The sequence below is a fragment of the Flavobacterium johnsoniae UW101 genome, from assembly GCF_000016645.1.
Taxonomy (GTDB): domain Bacteria; phylum Bacteroidota; class Bacteroidia; order Flavobacteriales; family Flavobacteriaceae; genus Flavobacterium; species Flavobacterium johnsoniae.
In genome coordinates this window covers 4558073-4577023 of record NC_009441.1, presented here as the reverse complement: position 1 = coordinate 4577023, position 18951 = coordinate 4558073, and the positions used below count along the sequence as shown (strand labels likewise).

General features: G+C 33.1%; 17 protein-coding genes. 12 read left to right on the top strand and 5 right to left on the bottom strand.

The window, feature by feature from the left end; translation table 11 throughout:
* Positions 1–112: 112 nt before the first annotated feature.
* Positions 113–1189, bottom strand: coding sequence for a calcium:proton antiporter (locus FJOH_RS19990; RefSeq protein ID WP_012025837.1), 1077 nt, complete (start codon positions 1187–1189; stop codon positions 113–115).
* 318 nt (positions 1190–1507) lie between these two features.
* On the opposite strand from FJOH_RS19990, the gene FJOH_RS19985 reads away from it, so the two are divergent.
* From FJOH_RS19985 to ppk1, 9 genes are all read left to right on the top strand, one after another.
* The gene (locus FJOH_RS19985; protein ID WP_012025836.1) at positions 1508–2086 is read left to right on the top strand and encodes an RNA polymerase sigma factor; all 579 of its coding nucleotides are present in this window, start codon (positions 1508–1510) and stop codon (positions 2084–2086) included.
* Between the two features lie 192 nt (positions 2087–2278).
* The gene (locus tag FJOH_RS19980; RefSeq protein ID WP_012025835.1) at positions 2279–3127 is read left to right on the top strand and encodes a FecR family protein; all 849 of its coding nucleotides are present in this window, start codon (positions 2279–2281) and stop codon (positions 3125–3127) included.
* Positions 3128–3277: 150 nt separating this feature from the next.
* Positions 3278–6511, top strand: coding sequence for a TonB-dependent receptor (locus FJOH_RS19975; protein WP_012025834.1), 3234 nt, complete (start codon positions 3278–3280; stop codon positions 6509–6511).
* A 423-nt stretch (positions 6512–6934) separates the two neighbouring features.
* Positions 6935–8233 (top strand): hypothetical protein, encoded by a 1299-nt coding sequence (locus FJOH_RS19970; RefSeq protein WP_012025833.1) that lies wholly within the window; start codon positions 6935–6937, stop codon positions 8231–8233.
* Between the two features lie 72 nt (positions 8234–8305).
* Positions 8306–9160 carry a T9SS-dependent choice-of-anchor J family protein gene (locus FJOH_RS19965; RefSeq protein ID WP_012025832.1) on the top strand — a complete coding sequence of 285 codons (855 nt, stop codon included), beginning with the start codon at positions 8306–8308 and terminating at the stop codon, positions 9158–9160.
* Between the two features lie 38 nt (positions 9161–9198).
* Positions 9199–9987: a hypothetical protein gene (locus FJOH_RS19960; RefSeq protein ID WP_123875746.1), complete on the top strand. Its 789-nt coding sequence runs from the start codon at positions 9199–9201 to the stop codon at positions 9985–9987.
* Between the two features lie 42 nt (positions 9988–10029).
* Positions 10030–11382: a S41 family peptidase gene (locus FJOH_RS19955; protein ID WP_012025830.1), complete on the top strand. Its 1353-nt coding sequence runs from the start codon at positions 10030–10032 to the stop codon at positions 11380–11382.
* 25 nt (positions 11383–11407) lie between these two features.
* Positions 11408–11677 (top strand): hypothetical protein, encoded by a 270-nt coding sequence (locus tag FJOH_RS19950; protein ID WP_012025829.1) that lies wholly within the window; start codon positions 11408–11410, stop codon positions 11675–11677.
* A gap of 160 nt (positions 11678–11837) precedes the next feature.
* Entirely contained in the window at positions 11838–13859 is a 2022-nt protein-coding gene (ppk1, locus tag FJOH_RS19945; protein ID WP_012025828.1) for a polyphosphate kinase 1, read from the top strand.
* Between the two features lie 76 nt (positions 13860–13935).
* Here the strand turns inward: ppk1 and FJOH_RS19940 are convergent, their stop codons facing one another.
* Positions 13936–14259: a nuclear transport factor 2-like protein gene (locus FJOH_RS19940; RefSeq protein ID WP_012025827.1), complete on the bottom strand. Its 324-nt coding sequence runs from the start codon at positions 14257–14259 to the stop codon at positions 13936–13938.
* Between the two features lie 22 nt (positions 14260–14281).
* The gene (locus FJOH_RS19935) at positions 14282–15064 is read right to left on the bottom strand and encodes an SDR family oxidoreductase (RefSeq protein WP_012025826.1); all 783 of its coding nucleotides are present in this window, start codon (positions 15062–15064) and stop codon (positions 14282–14284) included.
* A 135-nt stretch (positions 15065–15199) separates the two neighbouring features.
* On the opposite strand from FJOH_RS19935, the gene FJOH_RS19930 reads away from it, so the two are divergent.
* Positions 15200–15565 (top strand): winged helix-turn-helix transcriptional regulator, encoded by a 366-nt coding sequence (locus FJOH_RS19930; RefSeq protein WP_012025825.1) that lies wholly within the window; start codon positions 15200–15202, stop codon positions 15563–15565.
* 104 nt (positions 15566–15669) lie between these two features.
* Here the strand turns inward: FJOH_RS19930 and FJOH_RS19925 are convergent, their stop codons facing one another.
* Positions 15670–16413, bottom strand: a complete 744-nt coding sequence (locus FJOH_RS19925) for an SDR family oxidoreductase (RefSeq protein ID WP_012025824.1) — start codon at positions 16411–16413, stop codon at positions 15670–15672.
* 106 nt (positions 16414–16519) lie between these two features.
* Here FJOH_RS19925 and FJOH_RS19920 point away from each other — a divergent pair, with 106 nt between their 5' ends.
* On the top strand, positions 16520–16867 hold the full coding sequence (locus tag FJOH_RS19920; RefSeq protein WP_012025823.1) for a winged helix-turn-helix transcriptional regulator: 348 nt from the start codon (positions 16520–16522) through the stop codon (positions 16865–16867).
* Positions 16868–16967: 100 nt separating this feature from the next.
* Here FJOH_RS19920 and ilvN read toward each other — a convergent pair whose 3' ends face one another.
* Positions 16968–17471, bottom strand: a complete 504-nt coding sequence (gene ilvN / locus FJOH_RS19915; RefSeq protein ID WP_012025822.1) for an acetolactate synthase small subunit — start codon at positions 17469–17471, stop codon at positions 16968–16970.
* 688 nt (positions 17472–18159) lie between these two features.
* On the opposite strand from ilvN, the gene FJOH_RS19910 reads away from it, so the two are divergent.
* On the top strand, positions 18160–18933 hold the full coding sequence (locus FJOH_RS19910; protein ID WP_012025821.1) for an AraC family transcriptional regulator: 774 nt from the start codon (positions 18160–18162) through the stop codon (positions 18931–18933).
* Positions 18934–18951: the final 18 nt, after the last annotated feature.

Sequence of the window (18951 nt, the reverse complement as noted above, 5' to 3'; positions counted from 1 at the left end):
GTAAAAGAGATGTTGTGTGCAGTGAAAAAGGACAGTGATTCTAAAAAAATAAAATGCATCAAAGAACAAATCATAAAGTTTGTTCTTTGATGCAGATACAGCAAAAAGAAAATTACGGATATATCATAAGGAAAATAAAAGCAAATAAGTTAACCAGAAGTACAACTCCGTAAACTATATTCGACTTTCCTTTACTAAGTGACAGCATTACGGTAAATACAGATAAAGCTAATAAAACAATAGATTTAATATCGAGCCCTAATATAATGGGCATATCCATTATAATGCAGACTGCCGCAACGCTGGGAATCGTTAATCCAATACTTGCCAAAGCTGAACCCAAAGCTAAATTTATACTGGTTTGTAATCTGTTTTTTCTTGCTGCGATAATAGCAGCCACAGCTTCGGGCAGCAGAATAATAATGGCAATTATAACTCCAACCAGACTTTTTGGAAGTCTGTAACTCACAATAATACTTTCGATAGTAGGTGAGAGTGTCTTAGCAAGTAATACTACAATGCCTAAACTGACAATTAGAAATACCAAACTGGTATAGAATGTTTTAGTATCAATTGTAATACGTTTAGCAGTATCGTCATTCTCATCCTCACCCTCAGTCAGGAAATATTGACGGTATCGTGTAGTTTGTGCAAACAGAAAAGAGGAATAAATTACTATGCAGGCAATAGAAGCAAAAACAAGCTGCGGTTCTGAATAATATGATCCTGAAACACTTTCTGTAAAAGTTGGAAATACGAGTGTAAATACTATAATTGAAATAAGGGATACTAAACCAATGGTTACAGAAGAAGCAGAAAAATTCTGCTCATAATGTTTTAAACCTCCAATTAAAAGACAGAGCCCAATAATTCCGTTAAGAATAAGCATGGTTGCCGCATATACTGTATCTCTGGCAAGTGAAACTGCTTCCGGGCCATCTGACATCATTAAGGATATAATTATCGAAACTTCTATTACGGTAATTGATATGGCCAAAATAATTGTTCCGTAAGGCTCTCCAACTCTTTCTGCTATTATTTCGGAATGGTGTACAGCCGACATAACGCTTAAAATAAGTAATATACTAGCTGCAATTTGAAAAATACTGCTTCCCTCTATAAGTCCGCTGAAGAAAAGGATCCATGATAATGCCGGAATGATAATAGTCCATTGTAATAATCGTTTCATTTTTTTAATTTAAAAATTAATATTTGGCCAAAATCCCAACAAAACTGGCCTTTCCCAATTTGTAATATAGGGCTTTTTTGCCGGAATTGATAAAAAAACAGGGTCAAAAGCTTAAATTATAACTAATCTGCATTAAAAAATCTTCAAATTTGAATTCTCGAACAATGTTAGTCTAAGTTTTTTTAATGCGATTTAAGCGAAGCTCAAATTGGGAGTTCATCAATATTAACAAATTATTAAATGACAAAAATCAAAAAATAGCAATAAAGGTTTATCATACTTTTGTAAGGGTCTTCTTTAACAATTGAAATTTTTATTATGAGTTCTAATTTGATTATACGGTTACGTGCTGGTGATGATTCATGTTTTAAACAAATATATGATTTATACCATTTTAAGGTATTTTGTTTTGTTAAAAAATATACTTCACAATTGGCTGATTCTGAAGATGTGACACAGAATGTTTTTATTCATCTTTGGAAATACCGTACAAAATTAGACCCTGAAGTCAGTCTGGAAGCCGTTCTTTTTAAAAGCTCTAAGCAGGAAATTTCAAGATGGTATAAAAAACAAAACCGAATCTTTTCGGTTGAAGATGATAAATTAATAAAAGAACTTGACAGCAAAACACAGTCTGAAGAAGAAGTGAGCCTGCAAATGGAAAAAATAGAATATCTTCTGGATAAAATCCCTGCTAAAAGAAGAAAAATATTCAGTCTCCATAAGTTTGAAGACCGCAGTTATAAAGAGATTGCCGAAGAAATGGATATGTCTCCGGGGGCTGTTGCAAACCAAATTTCTAAAACCTTACAATTTCTTAAGAAAAACTCTGTAAATAATCATGAGTTATATTGGTTTGCTTTATTCTTTCTATATCAGACAGAATTAGTTTCGTAGAAAAATTAGAATATCCATACCTTTTTGCCGCATTTAAGAAGTATTTTTCATTCTAAAACTCAGCTGCTAAATCTTTACTCACATTAAGAAAACGTTAATAGTAATACTGCCCCGTGATATTTGCATAAATGGAAATCTAATGTAGTTGAATTGATATGTGTACTTAAATTTCAATATTAAATTTTAACTCTAATGAAGTCCAAAAGAATGAAAGAAGAATGGAATGCAATACCTAACCGAGGAATACTTCCTAACGATACGCAGGCCAGAATGTGGAACAATATACGCAGAGTTACTATTGATAAATATAAAAAGATATACAACTGGACAGTTGCCGCTTGTGCAGTGTTTATTATCTCAATTGGAAGTTACCAATTCTTCAATCAGCATAAAAAAGCAGAAATTGGAATTACTTCAACGATTACTTTTAAAAATGATATTCGGCTTATAAACCTTCCAGACGGAACCAGAGTATGGCTGAACCAAAATTCTAAAATAGAATATCCGGCACATTTTTTAAATACTGAAAGAAATGTGACTTTAAAAGGTGAAGCATTCTTTGAAGTAAAACGCGATCCTTCAAGGCCATTTGTAATTACTTCCGGTACAATAAAAACAACAGTTTTAGGAACTTCATTCAATATTAAAGCTTATAATGAAAAACAGCCTGAAGTAAATGTCAGAACCGGAAAAGTTAAAGTTGAGGGAGAAACTAATTCTGTACTGCTTTTAAGAGGTGATAAAGCTGTTTATACCGCAGAATCTTCTAAAGTAAAAAAAGAAAAGACCAATGTTCTGGAACCAGAATGGAAAAAAGCACTTTTGTATGTTGATGGTTTAACTCTGGAACAGGTTTTAGAAAAATTAAAAGAAGAAAATAATTTTGAGGTAAATTATTTAGAAGATGATTTAAAAAACCTAACCATACAGGGTACGCTGGACAGCAGACAGGGGCTTTATGAAATGCTTCAGACTATCGCTTTTGCCTTAGAAATAAAAATCAGATCTACTGGCAATAATACCTATTTAGTCAGCAGATAAAAAGCATATCAAATTTTTACTAACGTTTTTGCCGCTTATAATTCTTTAAAAAAGTTTTATAAGCAGCCAGGGATTTCCATGTCCTGATTTAAAGATTTAATCAATTATAATATTCAAAAACAAATTCTAATAAACTAACAATTATCAATTATGAACAATGATTTTTCCAGGCAGTATGCTCTTGTCTTGTGGATTTTATTTTTTGGAGTTTTTCTCGGAACAAATACTATTTATTCACAGACCGGCACTGTATCCGTTGATTTTAAAAATTCGTCACCTCAAAAAATTATAGATAATTTAAAATCACGTACTCCTTACCAATTTATCTACCAGAAAGACCTAGATCTTAGTTCGCCTCTTGTAACGCTAAAAAAAGATAACGTTTCGATAGATGAAATTTTGAGTGATCTGCAAAAGATGACCAACTTAAATTTTAGAAGAAACGAAAATAATATAGCCGTAAATAGTAAGGACGCTGACAAAAAAAAAAAGAAAGGAAAAATTACAGGTAAAGTTGTAGATATAAACGGACTTTCGCTTCCGGGCGTTAATATAAAAGTATCGCTGCTCAATTTTGGAACACAGTCTGATATTGATGGTAACTATGTTTTAGAATTAGAACCTGGTGAATACACTATTGAAATTAGTGCTATTTCTTTTCAAACACAGCAAATTACCGGCGTAAAAGTAACTGAAGGAGAAGATACACCATTGGTAGTTTCTTTAAAAGAAGATGCACAGTCGCTTAAAGAAGTTGTAATTGTACAAAATTATAAACAGGCAACAGCTTCTGTTCAGGGATTGTTATTACAGCAAAAAAAAGCAGCACAGTTTTCTGATGGTATTTCAGCAGAGCAAATTGCCAGAACGCCGGACAGAGATGTAGCAAGTTCTTTAAAACGTATTACCGGAGTTACTACAATCGATAATAAATATGTAGTTGTACGCTCGATGGGAGAAAGATGGAATCAGGCAGTTATGGATGGAATCGCGCTTCCAAGTACAGATGCTTATCAGCAAAATTTCTCTTTTGATATTATTCCAACTTCTATGGTAGAGAGTATTGTGGTGAGTAAATCTGCAACTCCAGACATGAATGCTAATTTTGCCGGAGGATATGTAGAAATAAAAACGAAAGACATACCAAAAGAAAATTTTACAAGTTTTTCAATAAGTTCTTCATATAACAGCCGAAGTGCTTTTAAAGAAAGGTTAACCAAATCAGAGGGTAAATACGATTACTGGGGATTTGATGACGGCCGACGCGATTATCCTAATTTACAGCCAATAGAAATTCCAACAAATGAAGCTTCTTCGGGGCCGTTTATAGAACAGTCTAAAAAATTTACGCAGGACAATTTTTCTACTTATAAAACTTATGGCGCGCCGGGAACAACAATTCAGTTTGCCATAGGAAGGTCTTATAAATTAAAAGACAACAATAAATGGGGATTTGTAGGATCTCTTCTTTTTAAAAATACTCAGGAAAAACTGGATATTGAGCATACAGAAAGAGGAAGATTTTTAACGAATACCAGATTTGTACAAGAAGGACAGGGCGGAAGGGAATATTCTGTTTTTGAAAAATTTGGATTTAAAAATTCTGGTGCTAATTACAATTTTAATTCCACTTTGGGAGGAATGTTTAATACTGCAATTCAACTTGGCGATCATAAAATTACAAGCCGTAATACAGTAATGCATATCTACAACAATCAGCTCAATCAAATTACAGGATGGGACAAAGGTACCGGTGTTCCTGAAGTTTTAGATGGTACAAACCTGCCTTCAACAACAGAAACAAATTATCCAGTATATCAAACTTTTATTCAGAATAAAATAGAAGGAAATCATCGTTTTAATAAGTTGGAAGTGAACTGGTACGGAAGTTACAGCAGTATAACAAAAGATACAAAAGATGCCACTTTTTTAGAAACATTTCGAAAAAATATTGGCGATGATATGCTCGAATATCATAGTGTTTATAATAGCGGCGGAAGATTTCCTTTCAGCAGGGACAATTATACTAATGACGAATCTGATTATAATTGGGCTGCCAGTCTTGACTATTCATTCAATTTAGGTGAAAATAGTAAAAACGATATTAAAGCAGGTTATTTTGGAACATACAAAAAAGCTTCAAATCAGCAGCGTTCTGCAAAAGTTGTAACTGTAGGGCAGGGTACAGACAGAGCAGATATATACGAACCTCTTTCTGAATTTTTAGATGGCTCACAATATTATTATGGAGGTTTTGGCTGGATGGATTATGGTAAATACGGAGACAAATACGAAGGAGAAGTAAAAATTCATTCACCTTATTTAATGCTTGATAACAAAATTGGACGCTTTATTAGATTTGTATGGGGAGTAAGGGCAGAGAGCTACGTCTACAATGAAATTTCAAATCAGTTTGAAGCTCCGGGAGAATTTCCTTTAACCAACGTAGACAAGAAATGGCAGTTCCTGCCCTCAGCAGGTTTAACCATCAGCCCAACTCAAAAAACAAATCTAAGACTTGGTTATAACAGGTCTGTACTGCGTCCTCAATTTGCAGAACGCGTAGGAACTCCATACTATGATCCGATACGTTCAGCTAAAATTTTGAACTGGTCTGCCGGAATGATTTCTAGTGTATCCAATAATTATGATTTAAAATTAGAATGGTTTCCCTCCGGCGGTGAAGTTTTATCATTTGGCGTTTATCATAAAGATATTAAAGATCCTATTGAATCTGTAGGGACGGTAAATGGTAATTCAGGAATTATTTATAATCTAAATTCTAATAATGCCAAGTTGTGGGGTGTAGAAATGGAGTTTTATAAAAACCTTTCTTTCTTAGGTGATGGTATTATTTTAGAACAATTGTTTGTTTCAGGAAATGCATCCTTTAACGCTACAAAAGTGACTTCTTATGTAAATGTTGATGGAACTGGAGGTCTTTATGAAGCTAATAGACCGCTCTATGGTCAATCGCCCTATACTTATAACCTGGGTTTAGATTATACAGGAGACAGACTAGGTTTCAGCGTTAGACATAATGCTATTGGCGATCAGTATATTTTAGTAGGATTTGAATATTCTCGTGAAGAAATTAGAATGCCGTATTCTACAACAGATGCTCAGATAAGTTATAAGTTTTTTAAAGATAAAAATCTGGAGTTAAAATGCAGTATGAGAAATATTTTCGATACAGGAATTCAAACCTATAACAATGCTAACAGCTACTCACATCTCGAAGATGTATCGTATGGTTCAAATCCGCGTGACCGATACACATTAGGAGCAAATGCAACTAAAAAATACGACGAAGATATTGATCAGGTAATATTTAAAGCTTTTAGCGGACGAACTATAAATGTGTCTATTAATTACTCATTTTAAACAGCTGTAAATCAATAATAAAACCAACGTATTAAGAAACTGTTAACAATAAAAAACAGTGGTGATATTTTGTTTTTATAAAGTCTAATATAGTTGTAGTAAGATTAATTTTTCAGCATCATTAATCAAGGTCTATTGTTTTTTTATTCAGTTTCTGTATGGTCTTTTAAATACTTGCAGTGTTATAAAAAGACCTGCAGCGACTGCAGAAAAAATCAAAAGAATGGAAAGCAATCCTTTCATTGCGTTGGAAACCCTAAGAATGAAAGATGGAATTTAGGTATAAGCCCCCGGCGGTAAAGCGGAACCAGTTTATCAAAAAGATCTTTACCAAAAACGAGAAAGACCTAAGGAAAGATATTTTGCTGCTCTCTCCAAAGGCCTAGTTTGATTAGCAGCAAATATAGCAATAATTAAATTATTATGAAAAAATTTTTTCTATTTGCAATGGTGGCTCTAGTTGTGAGCTCTTGCCAAAATGATGATTCTTCTGCAGATTCTTCTTTTTCAATGAAAGCTTCTGGTGCTGATTACGTTCATCCTGCAACGGTTCAAACAGTAAGCGGTGCTATTACAAGCAACACAACTTGGACAAACGACAGAGTTTGGGAAATCGATGGTGTTATCACTGTAAAAGATGGTGCTAAATTAACTATTCAGGCTGGTACATTTATTAAAGCAAAACCTCTTGCAACAGGTATTGCAACGGGAGTTTTGGTAATTACTAAAACAGGTCAGATTGATGCACAGGGAACTGCAGAATCTCCAATTATTTTTACAAGTTATAATTTATTAGACGACAACGCTAATACTGTTGCTTCGCCAGGAGATTTTGGGGGAGTTGTTATTTTAGGAGACGCAGAGGTTAATACTGGTTCTACAACAAATATTGTTGAAGGATTAGATGACCAGCCTAATTTTGCTGAATTCTACTATGGAGGTTCAAACAATGCTCACAATGCGGGAATCCTAAGCTATGTACGTATCGAATTTGCAGGACGTATTTTAGATACAGATGTTGAAATCAACGGTTTAACATTGGCTGGTGTTGGAAACGGAACTACTGTTAACCACATTCAGGTATCTTATGGAAAAGACGATTCATTTGAATTTTTCGGAGGTAAAGTAAACGCTACTCATTTAGTATCTTTTGCTCCGGATGATGACAACTTCGATTTCGATTTTGGTTACACAGGAAGCATTACAAAAGCTATTGCACTTGCTGACAGTAATTCAACTCACAGTTTAAGCGGTGGTAATCCTGATTCTAACGGTATCGAATTAGATAACAATGCAACAGGAGCAATTACTTCAATTATTACACGTCCGGTTATTTCTCAATTGTCTATCATTGGTGTTAGTTCTACAACAGTAGCTGATTTGTATGAAAATGCAATTCACGTGCGCAGAGCAGGAAACATCAGCCTTACAGATGTGACTGTAACAGGATACAATACAGGAATTAGATGGGAAGCTCCATCAGTTCCAAGCGGTTCATCTTATTTAAGAGTTTCAATCCACGGATTTGATAACGTAGCGTTGCCAGCAGGAACAACTTTGTCTGGGCCTGGTACAACTACTTCTACAGTAAACCCAGCTACAAAATGGAGTCTTTCACAGCCTTTCTTTAATGATGGTTCTCTTAATTTTACAGGAGCTACCGGAGCATTTAGAACAGAAGCTAACTGGACTAACTCTTGGACAAAATTTTCTAATTTCTAATTAGATAAAAACAGCTTACTTACATAAATACTGCATGGGCAGAGAAATCTGCCCATATTTAAAATAAAAAATATGAAAAAAACTTTACTTTTTTTAGCTTTTACGATGATTACAACCCTATCGTCTGCTCAATATACAATCTGGGAAGATGATTTTGATGATTCTGATGCTTCAGACTGGATTTTATTAGACCAGGATGGAAACGGCAGTAACTGGACAGCAAGAAAAAATATTCAGTTTGATGCCAATACAGGAGCTATTGTAGGAGGAACTTATGATGTTTTAGGAACTTATAATATAGATCTAACCAATGGTGGAAGCCAATTAGAAACAAGCGAAAATAATCTTGCAATAAGTCCTGTTTTTGACACATCGTTTTATTCAGGAAAAATTACATTAACATTAAACGCACAGCCAAGTGTTTATGACACTAATGAGGATATTTTAATTTATGGTTCTACATCACCTGATCCTGCTTCATTTACGCTTATAAAAACGGTTACTTTAGAAAGAACAACAATAGAAGATGCAGAGTTTAAAGATTATACAGTAGATATTTCACAATTTGCAGGTAAAACTGAAGTATACATTGCTTTTGGAACTATTTCTAATCCTTTTATTGGTTATGAAATTGATAAAATTTCAATTATGGCCGAAGCTTTATTAGGAACCGATGATAATACTTTAAAATCGTCATTATGTTATTTAAAACAAAACCCTGTTCAGGACAATCTCGTTTTAGAAATAGCAGAAGAATACAAAAACGAAGAAACACTTTTAAAAATATATAATACAAGCGGTGTTTTACTAAAAGAGTCTTCTTACAGACCAGAAGGATTATCTGTCAGCGATTTATCACAAGGCATTTATTTCCTTTCTGTAAATAATAATGGTGCATCAAAAAAAATAAAATTTATCAAAAAGTAATTTGATTTTCAAATCAACTTATGCTAACAAAAACAAACATGAAGAATTTATTGCCGGGTTTATTCATTTTTACAATTTTAGTTACTCTTGTAATATCCTGCTCTCCTGATGAGCTGGTGCCTTTTTACAGTGATCAAACCAATCAGCCGGGAAAAGTAACTATTAGTGGTTACAGTGTTTTAAACGATTCGCTGCAAATAAGTGTAAACGACAAAATCATTGAAATTAATAAAGACAAAAAAACAGCCTTTGTAAAAAAAATTGAGAAAGACTATGACTTCGTTTATTTCGGTAGTCAGGAAAAAACCTTTTCAATTATAAATAAAACCACTAAAGAAGTATTGCATACCTATCATTTCAATGCACAAAAAGTAAAAGATACGCTTTCTTTTTTTGCAAAAGATAATCTTTGGATCGATAATATTTCACGTATAAAAACAGGAGTTTTAAGCAAGCCCGGCAACAGCGGTTACCGATTTATTTTCCCAAATCAGAATGTATATTCTAAAAGCGGTTATACTGGCAATATTGATGGAATTATTCGCAAAATTAACGGACAGGTTCTTGGCACTGTAGAAAATATTAATAAAGAAAAGTTTAGTCCTTTTATTGAGTTTCCATTTAGTTCGCCTCCTACGATTTTAATGGAACTTGTAAAACACGGCACAACAGAATCGTATATTCCGGGTCAAAAAGTAACTGTTATTATGACTATGACAATAAATAAATCAAAACTGATTGTTCTTGAAGAAAAAAGAGATGCAAACGGTGCTTTTTCTGGTGTAGATGGTATTTTGAACCTTACGGATTATTTTGTTTTTAAATAATTCATTACGAATATAAAAACGATACTAATAACTAAACTATAAATGAGATATACCAAAATTACATTCTTGTCGATGCTTCTTTTTTTATCTGTTTTTATATTCTCATGTTCAGATAACGATTCTTCTGCTCCGGTTTATGAAGAAGGCACAAATGAATATGTAAATGAGTGGATGTATCAGCAGATGAAAAGATATTATCTCTGGAATACTTCAATGTCACAAAAAGGCAGTTTGTCTATTTTTCCTCAGGATTATTTTGCGGGTCTTCTCGAAAAGGGAGACAGATATTCTTATGCTGTGCATCCCGAACTTCCTGAAACAGCAGGGCAAAGCTTAAGACGTAAATTTGGATTTGACGTTTCCTTTTTTGAATTTGAAGCAAAATATTATGCCGTTATTCTATATGTGCTCGAAGATTCTCCTGCTAAAAGAAACGGTTTAAAAAGAGGACAGCTTATCACAAAAGTAGAAGGAACGCCGCTGAACCAGAATAATTACGATGAACTGTATTTAAAAATGACATCGGCTTCACAGCTTAACATACAAACCGTTTCTTATACAGCACAAACCGGATTTTCTAATTTAAAAGAAGTTTCAATACTTCAGGGGTATACATTTTCACAGCCTGTAAAATATACAGTTATTGAAGATAAAAGCAAAAAAATCGGATACGTCGAAATCTCTCATTTTGATGTGGGGCAGGCACAGTTATTTCTTCAGACTTTTCAGGAATTAAAAAATAAATCAATTACAGAACTTGTTGTAGACTTGCGGTATAACGGAGGCGGGGATATCGCGTCTGCTGCAGCATTGAGTATTATTCTGGCTCCGGATATTCAGTCTGGCAGTCTTTTTATAAAATTTGAAGGAAATACTAACGGCGGAAAAGTTGATCAGTCATTTAAAGAAGCTTTAGCAGGCAACGAATCTAAAATAAGTTTTGAGGCACTGCGCGGCGCACATCCTTCTATAAACAAAGTTTATATTTTATGCGGTAAACATACAGCATCCGCTTCAGAGCTTATTATAAACAATTTAAAACCTTATATGGAAGTTATAACGATTGGTGATAAAACATTTGGCAAAGATGTTGCCGGTTTTCCAATCGAAGATGATAGAATATCAGGCAAGAAAGGCTGGACTTTGTATCCTGCAATATATAAAATATTCAATTCAAGACACGAAGGCAATTATTCGCAGGGAATTGACCCGCTCATTTCTGTAAATGAAATTCAGCAGCCAGAAGTTTTTCCATTAGGAAACAGTTCGGAAATCTTATTAGCCAAAGCTTTAAATTCTATTACCGGAAATACAGCCAAAACCTTTTCTCCCTCAGTAAAATGCTTTCCCATTTCAGTAAATAAATCAGATACTGACTTTTTGATAATTCACTAATTCTTAAAAAATATTTTATATAATTATGCAGGGCATTGATAAAAGAGAACATCGAAATCTGGAAGATGTTTTTAAAAAATATAAAAACAGTTATCATAATTCTAAAATTGATTTAGAGGACAATCGTAAAATCTGCCAGAATATGGAAGAGCTCGATGTCCTGTATAACAGTTTTATGATTCTGCTGAGTGAATTGCAGAGATGTACCAGAAATTATGAACATAAAAAAACGGTTACAAGAAGCATAATTCACAAAAACCTGAGAATATTGCATGCAAAAAGCACTTCAAAATAAATGAATATCAACACAAAAACGTCAGGAGATATTGTGATATGTTAGTATTAGGTTATTTTTTGGTTAATTGCTTGGTTTTATGATAAATTGAACGAAAAATAATGACTTAAATTTACGAAGTTAGTATTGTTAATTCAGTTTTAATCTCAAAATGTAGCAAGTGCAAAACTATCTTATTCCTTCAGAAATATCTTGGCTTTCTTTCAATAATTGTATTTTGGATGAAGCAGAAGACTTAAATAATGCAGTATATGACAGAATTAAATTTTTGGCTATACATTCCTCTAATCTGGATGAGTTTTTCAGGGTTAAAATAAATAAACTCCTAAAAAAGAAAACTAAGAAAAGCAGTGACCTTCTGGAAAATGTTTTAAATGAAGTAAACCTTCAGCAAAATAGATTTGGAAAAATATGGAGTTATTCGATTCTGACTGAATTGGCTTTAAATGATATTATATATTATGAATATCAGGAACTATTGCCGGAACATTTAAATGAGATCGAATATTATTTTAAAAGTATTATTCTTTCTTATATACAAGTAGTTTATATTACGCTGAATCAGCCTAAAACCTATTTCTTAAACAATCGCAGTTTATACTTTTTAGTAAAACTTAAAGACAGCAAAGGCAATTATAATTTTGTTTATTTAAATATTCCTTCTGATAAACTAGATCGTTTTAAACAGCTGCAAAGCATAGAAAACATACATTATATTATTTCAATTGATACTATAATTCGAAAATGTTTATCACTTATTTTTCCATCAGATAAAATCATTTCGTGTAATGCCATAAAATTAAACCGAGATGAAAATTATTTGATAGAAGACGAAAACACAGGCGATTTAATAGCCAAAATTGAAGCAAAGGTTGAAGAGCGAAAACGAGGTTCTGCTACACGATTTCTGTATGATTCTAATATGGATGCTGATTCTTTTTCGATCTGTAAAAAAGCATTCAAACTTTACAAAAGTGAAATGATAAAGGGAGGAAGCCATCATAATTTTTTCGATTTATTCAGATTTCCAAATCCGGTTACCCCAAAGTTACAGGGAGCGTATTATCCAAATCTTCCGCATCTGCCTTTTGAAAACAATAAATCAATTTTTGATGTCATAAATAAAAAAAATCAATTACTTCATTTTCCTTATCAATCCTATTATTATGTGCTTCAGTTTTTTAATCAAGCAGGAATTAATAAAAATGTTACCGAGATTAAAATTACGCTGTATCGCATTTCTTCTCAATCCTTAATCGCAAATGCTTTAATAAGCGCTGCAAAAAATGGAAAAAAAGTAACCGTTTTTGTTGAAGTAAAAGCGCGTTTTGACGAACATAATAATTTGTACTGGTCTAAAGAAATGAAGAAAGCAGGCATAAAAATTATTCAAAGTCTGCCGAATTTAAAAGTACACGCCAAAGCGGCCATGATTACCATGAAAGATAAATACGGTAATAAAAAGAATTATGGATATCTGTCAACTGGAAATTTTAATGAAAGTACGGCAAATATATATTCAGATTTTGGTTTTTTTACAGCAGAAACGGCCTATACAAATGATTTAAAGAAGATTTTTTCATTTTTAAAAACCAAGAAAAAAACAACTGAACCAAAACATATTTTAGCCGCTGGTTTTAATATGAAAGAAAAAATACTGGAATTAATAGATACCGAAATAAAAAATAAAAAAGCAGGCAAATCGGCTTCGGTATTTTTAAAAGTAAACGGACTGGATGAAAAAGATATTATTGATAAACTTATTGAAGCAAGCAGGGCAGATGTTGAAGTTACATTAATAGTTCGTGGAATATGCACGCTTTTACCGGGAATTAAAAAAATTTCACAAAATATAAAAATCTATCGTATTGTCGATATGTTTTTAGAGCATTCCAGAATTTACAAATTTGCCAATAACGGACAGGAAAAAATCTATTTATCTTCTGCCGACATGTTAAGCCGAAATTTAAACAGAAGAATCGAAGTGGCTTTCCCTTTGTATGATGAAAGGCATATTGAAGAAATCAATAAAATAATTCAGCTGCAGTTAGAAGATAATACAAAAAGAAGAATTGTAAACATTCAGGGCAGTAATGAATTAGAAAATAAGGATAATGAAAATCCACGTCGGGCTCAAACAGAAACTTACAACTGGATAGCAGATGCAAATAGAATATCCTGAATTAGTTTAAAAAAAATCTGAGCTGTTTGCTCAGATTTTTTTTAGATATTTATCGCATTTTAATGTCGTTGGTTTCTTATCCTGTTACTTTTAAATTCTGGATTTTTCCATCTGCGATATCAAAGTGAAATTTTAGGATAATTGGACTTCCGTCAAATGTACCTGAACACTCAGCTGATAAAATACTTGAAGTGCCGTTTTCTGTATATTCAAGAGGTTTCATTACTGATCTGTACTTTTGGTTTGATTCTTCGATCCAATTCTGAATATCCAGTTTTCCATTATGCGTTTTGCCTTCGTCAAACACTTGGGCATTTTCAGAAAAACAATTGGCGTAGGCAATGCTGTCAAAACTGTTCTGTGCATTAATCAGGTCTGTTATTACTTTCGGTAAATTCATATTTTTTTATTTTTACAGATTATTAAATAGTTGGTACAGTTCCGCCGTCGATTACAAATTCAGTTCCTGTTAAATAACTGGCTCTTGGTGAAACAAGAAAACCAACTAATTCGGCTACTTCTTCCGGTTGTGCAGGTCTTCCATAAGGTATTCCGCCTAATGCATTCATGACATTTTGCTGAGCTTCTTCTACAGTAATATTAGAGTTTCTTGAAATCTCACCCAGCCAGGCTGTCGATGCTGTTGTATTTATCCATCCCGGTGAAACGGTAAGTACGCGAACACCTTTTGGCGTAACTTCATTTGATAAACTTTTACTATAATTTATCAATCCGGCTTTTGCGGCAGCATACGGTAAAGTAGAATCAAACAAGGGCAGTCTGCCTTGAATTGAAGCTATGTGGATAATAACACCACTTTTTTGATCTATCATTTGAGGTAAAAATCCTCTGTCCAGTCTAACAGGAGCAAGGAGATTAGCCTGCAGTGTTGATTCCCAGTCTTCATCAGTTAATGCCTTAAAACCGCCGGCGGGAGTTGTTGATGAACCAAGGTTGTTTACAAGAATATCCAGCTTTCCATATACTGATAACACTTCACTGATTACTTTTTGTGTTCCTGCAGCTGTGCTTAAATCCGAAGCAATGAAACGCATATTACTGTTTTCTTTTTCCGGTGCATTTCTTGCGGTAATAATAACTGTTGCACCTGCTTGCTGCAGCCTTTCTGCAATTGCTATTCCAGTGCCTTTTGTACCTCCTGTTACTAAAGCAATTTTTCCTGATAATTCATTTTGATAATCCATCTTGTATTTGATTAAAATTTCTATTGTACAAATCTCCGAAGTACGTTAGTTCCTCACAAGTACGGAGTTACGATTCATATAGGGATAAATTTTTCCCCTATTGCACGGATTGGGATATACGTTTAAATTTGCAATATGTATGAAAGAAAAACAACCCCAAACTTAAATTGCGGTCTTGACCTGATAGGTGAAGTACTTTACGGTAAATGGAAAATACGTTTGCTCTGGTTTATAAACGAGGGACACAAACGACCAAGTGAATTACAGCGTAAAATACCAGATGCTTCTCGCCGGGTTTTGAATATTCAGCTCAAGGAATTGGAGGAACATGAACTTGTTTCAAAAATTATATATCCTGTTGTGCCTCCAAAAGTAGAGTACAGCCTGACTGATTTTGGGAAAACATTAATTCCTGTAATTTCTGCAATTGGGAATTGGGGAGATGAGCATGAGGCGCGTTTACGAACGTTAATTTTGAGACGTTTAGACTCAAACCAATAATATATAATTTGAGAGCTGCATCAATCTAAATAAAAAATGCTAAATCACATGATTTAGCATTTTAATTATATCAAATTATCGTAATTTAATATTTAATGATCAATTTATTTTAGAGCATAGTTTATATATCCTCCGTCTGCCAAAAGCTCTGTTCCAGTAATAAAGCTTGCATTTTCTGAAGCAAGAAATAATACAGTTTTGGCTATTTCAGATGAATCTCCTAGTCTCTGCATTGCTGTAGCACCCGCCAGATATTCTTTTGCTTCCTCAGGTACTGCATTATGAAGTCCAGGTGTAGAAACCGGACCGGGACTTACAATATTAACGCGTATTTTTCTGCCTGCTAATTCATTTGCCGCAATTTGAGCAATTTTGTTCAAAGCTCCTTTGGTAGCCGAATATATACTGCTTCCTAAATTAGAAGCTGTCGCCACTGTAGAGGAAGTAAATATTACTGATGAACCTTCGGCTAAATGCGGCAGTAATTTTTGAAGTGTGAAAAAATGACCTTTCACATTGGTATTAAACTGTGCATCAAAATCGGCTTCAGTTACATCTTCGATTGAAGTAAATCTTGCTATTCCAGCGTTTAAGAAAAGAACATCTAATGGAGCGTTGTTTTCTGCGAAAGCTTTTTCTAAAAGAGAAAGATCAGATAAATTGGCAGTATCAGAAACTATCGTTTTTAATTTCTGACTATTAATTTCGTTAGCAGCTTTTTCAAGGTTTTCGCTGTTTCTTCCGGTAATCCAAACATTTGCGCCTGCTTTTATAAACTCTTTTGCTGTTGCTAATCCAATTCCTGTAGTACCTCCGGTAATAAGGACATTTTTATTGGTAAAATCCATTTTTAGTATGTTTTAAAATTTATACAGGCAAAGTTAGTTTAGTGAAGTTTATTATTGTTACTTTGTAACTAAAAGTAACAGTAACATTTGAGTAACCAAGTAACCTATGAGTAACGAATGTCAGATTGAACATAAAAAAGAGATAATGGCTGTCCACGATACTATGGACATATTAAATGGAAAATGGAAAATTTCTATTATTTCATCCATCTGTTATCATAACAAAAGAAGGTTTACAGATATTTTAAATGATGTAAACGGGATATCCAATAAAATGTTAAGCAAAGAATTAAAGGAATTGGAAATCAATAAACTTATCAAACGTATAGTTTTAGATACTCAGCCTGTAACTATTCATTATCAGCTCACTGAGTATGGACTGACATTAAAGACTATCATAAATGATCTTGCTGAGTGGGGGATAAAACATCGCAAGGTGATTATTGAAGGTTAGTGCAAAAGCAAACAAATAAAAAACGAGTTAAGAATATTGTTTAAATATTTTTAACTCGTTTACTTGTATTTGTTTTGTGATATTTCTCTATTTGCCGATGTTAGTAAATATCGAAAGCATGACTATTGCTGGCAACTGCAATTCGGGCAGTTTTTATAAATTCGATTAATCCAAAGTTCCTCAATTCTGCAGCCAGATTATCGAGTTCTTCTTCTTGTCCTGTTGCTTCAAACACAATGAAATCTTTTTCTATTGTTATAAATCTGACGCTTTGTTTTCTAAGTAGATGGTTCATATTTTCCTCGTTAATGAAACTTGAAGTTATTACTTTAAACAATCCCATTTGTTTCCAGATGATTTCTTCGTTAGTGCTGCAATAGCATTTGAAAACCTCGATTATTTTTTCGATTTGAAGCGCAATATTTCTGGCGATTTCAAAAGTTTCTTCTATAACCAGAGTACATCTGTACATTTTATCAATTTCGCAAGTAGAGATATTAAGACTTTTTATACTGATTTTTCTTCGCGAAAGTATGACCGTTATTTTATTAAGTAATCCCATTTGATCTTCTGTGTAGGCGGTAAAAGTATATTCCTGTTTCATTTAAAAAGTGTCTGATTTTTGAATTATTATTAGTTTGTGTTTTTTAGAAATAAAAAAACCTTTCTCATTTATGACTGAGAAAGGTTTTTATTGCACAATAGAATCCTGCCTCGTCATAACAAACGAATAATGATAATTGCGCTAATGATAATTTGTACTGAATTTTTCATGTATATTCTAAATAAAAAAACCTCCCAAAAAGGGAGGTTTTAAATTGTATCTGTGTACTTATTTATATAACATCCCTGATCATTATCTAATGATAATAATTCTGCTAATGATAGTGATGTTAATTGAGTTTTTCATTTTGTATTTCTGATATGCGGCAAATGTATTGATTTTTATAACGTTAAAAAAAGTTTTTAATGAAACTATTTGTTTCAAAGCGAATGTATTTTAGAATAATTTTTTGAAGGCAGAAGATTATTCCAATAGTTTTTTGACCATTTCATCTGAATTTGACCTGTAGTCATATTACTTTGATTACAGGCAAGAATGACAGAAAAAGTATCAGGTTAAAGACTGCTGCGTTATAAATAGAGACAGATTTCAAGAAGGTGTATTAAGTAAATAAATCCTGTTTATATTTGTGTTGTAAACGAAGTATAAGATACTCTTTTTCTGCATGAAGTATTGAAGAGATCAATTATCATAATGGAATGTTTTTTATTAGTTTAATCAAATACTTATGACAGTTGTAAAAAATCATAATACATTTCACAAACTTCCCATTCTAGACGGTTTAGAGCTTTTGAATGCCCAAAACAATACGGTAAGCTTTCCTTATCATACACACGATACATTTAACATTGCATTAATTTTAAAACATACTTTTGACACTAAGCTGACTAATAAATATCTGCAGGCACCGGCAGGGACCTTATCAATAACAAATCCTTTTGAGGTTCATGCGACACCCTGTGATGGAAAAACCGGCAATTCATTTTTTACCTTTTATATTGCACCGGATGTTATGAAAATGATCAACAATAACAACGACGTTTTTTTTGATCACAAGATTATTTATGACGAACAGCTGTTTCGGGAATTTTATTTCTTGTCTCAAAATTTTGAGAGTATTGAAATTGAAAAAGCATTGCTGGCAGTATTAGAAAGTCTTATCCGACGCTGGGGAAAAAATCAAAAATTTAAAAACTCCGAAATTAACTTGTTCTCAAGGTTTTTGGAAGATAAGATTAGTGAAAAATTTTCATTAGAAGCAGCAGCAAAAAGTTTTGGACTTGACAAATATAAGTTTTTGAGACTATTTAAATATGAGACAGGAATGACGCCAAACAGTTATGTCATTTTAAAGAGAATCGAAAAATCAAAAATTCTGCTCAATGATGGGATTGATTTAGCTGATGCCGCAATCGAAAGCGGATTTTACGATACAGCGCATTTTTGCAGAAAATTTAAAGAATTCACCGGAGTAACACCTCTGCAGTATAAAATTTCTTAAATTTCCTAATACTGCAAT

What these genes read in the sequence shown, in the direction of transcription:
- FJOH_RS19910 (WP_012025821.1), top strand. Translation starts at nt 18,160, where the DNA reads ATGACAGTTGTAAAAAATCATAATACATTTCACAAACTTCCCATTCTA.
- FJOH_RS19925 (WP_012025824.1), bottom strand. Translation starts at nt 16,413, where the DNA reads ATGGATTTTACCAATAAAAATGTCCTTATTACCGGAGGTACTACAGGA.
- FJOH_RS19990 (WP_012025837.1), bottom strand. Translation starts at nt 1,189, where the DNA reads ATGAAACGATTATTACAATGGACTATTATCATTCCGGCATTATCATGG.
- FJOH_RS19935 (WP_012025826.1), bottom strand. Translation starts at nt 15,064, where the DNA reads ATGGATTATCAAAATGAATTATCAGGAAAAATTGCTTTAGTAACAGGA.
- FJOH_RS19950 (WP_012025829.1), top strand. Translation starts at nt 11,408, where the DNA reads ATGCAGGGCATTGATAAAAGAGAACATCGAAATCTGGAAGATGTTTTT.
- FJOH_RS19930 (WP_012025825.1), top strand. Translation starts at nt 15,200, where the DNA reads ATGTATGAAAGAAAAACAACCCCAAACTTAAATTGCGGTCTTGACCTG.
- FJOH_RS19960 (WP_123875746.1), top strand. Translation starts at nt 9,199, where the DNA reads ATGAAGAATTTATTGCCGGGTTTATTCATTTTTACAATTTTAGTTACT.
- FJOH_RS19975 (WP_012025834.1), top strand. Translation starts at nt 3,278, where the DNA reads ATGAACAATGATTTTTCCAGGCAGTATGCTCTTGTCTTGTGGATTTTA.
- FJOH_RS19985 (WP_012025836.1), top strand. Translation starts at nt 1,508, where the DNA reads ATGAGTTCTAATTTGATTATACGGTTACGTGCTGGTGATGATTCATGT.
- ilvN (WP_012025822.1), bottom strand. Translation starts at nt 17,471, where the DNA reads ATGAAACAGGAATATACTTTTACCGCCTACACAGAAGATCAAATGGGA.
- FJOH_RS19955 (WP_012025830.1), top strand. Translation starts at nt 10,030, where the DNA reads ATGAGATATACCAAAATTACATTCTTGTCGATGCTTCTTTTTTTATCT.
- FJOH_RS19965 (WP_012025832.1), top strand. Translation starts at nt 8,306, where the DNA reads ATGAAAAAAACTTTACTTTTTTTAGCTTTTACGATGATTACAACCCTA.
- FJOH_RS19920 (WP_012025823.1), top strand. Translation starts at nt 16,520, where the DNA reads ATGAGTAACGAATGTCAGATTGAACATAAAAAAGAGATAATGGCTGTC.
- FJOH_RS19970 (WP_012025833.1), top strand. Translation starts at nt 6,935, where the DNA reads ATGAAAAAATTTTTTCTATTTGCAATGGTGGCTCTAGTTGTGAGCTCT.
- FJOH_RS19940 (WP_012025827.1), bottom strand. Translation starts at nt 14,259, where the DNA reads ATGAATTTACCGAAAGTAATAACAGACCTGATTAATGCACAGAACAGT.
- FJOH_RS19980 (WP_012025835.1), top strand. Translation starts at nt 2,279, where the DNA reads ATGAAGTCCAAAAGAATGAAAGAAGAATGGAATGCAATACCTAACCGA.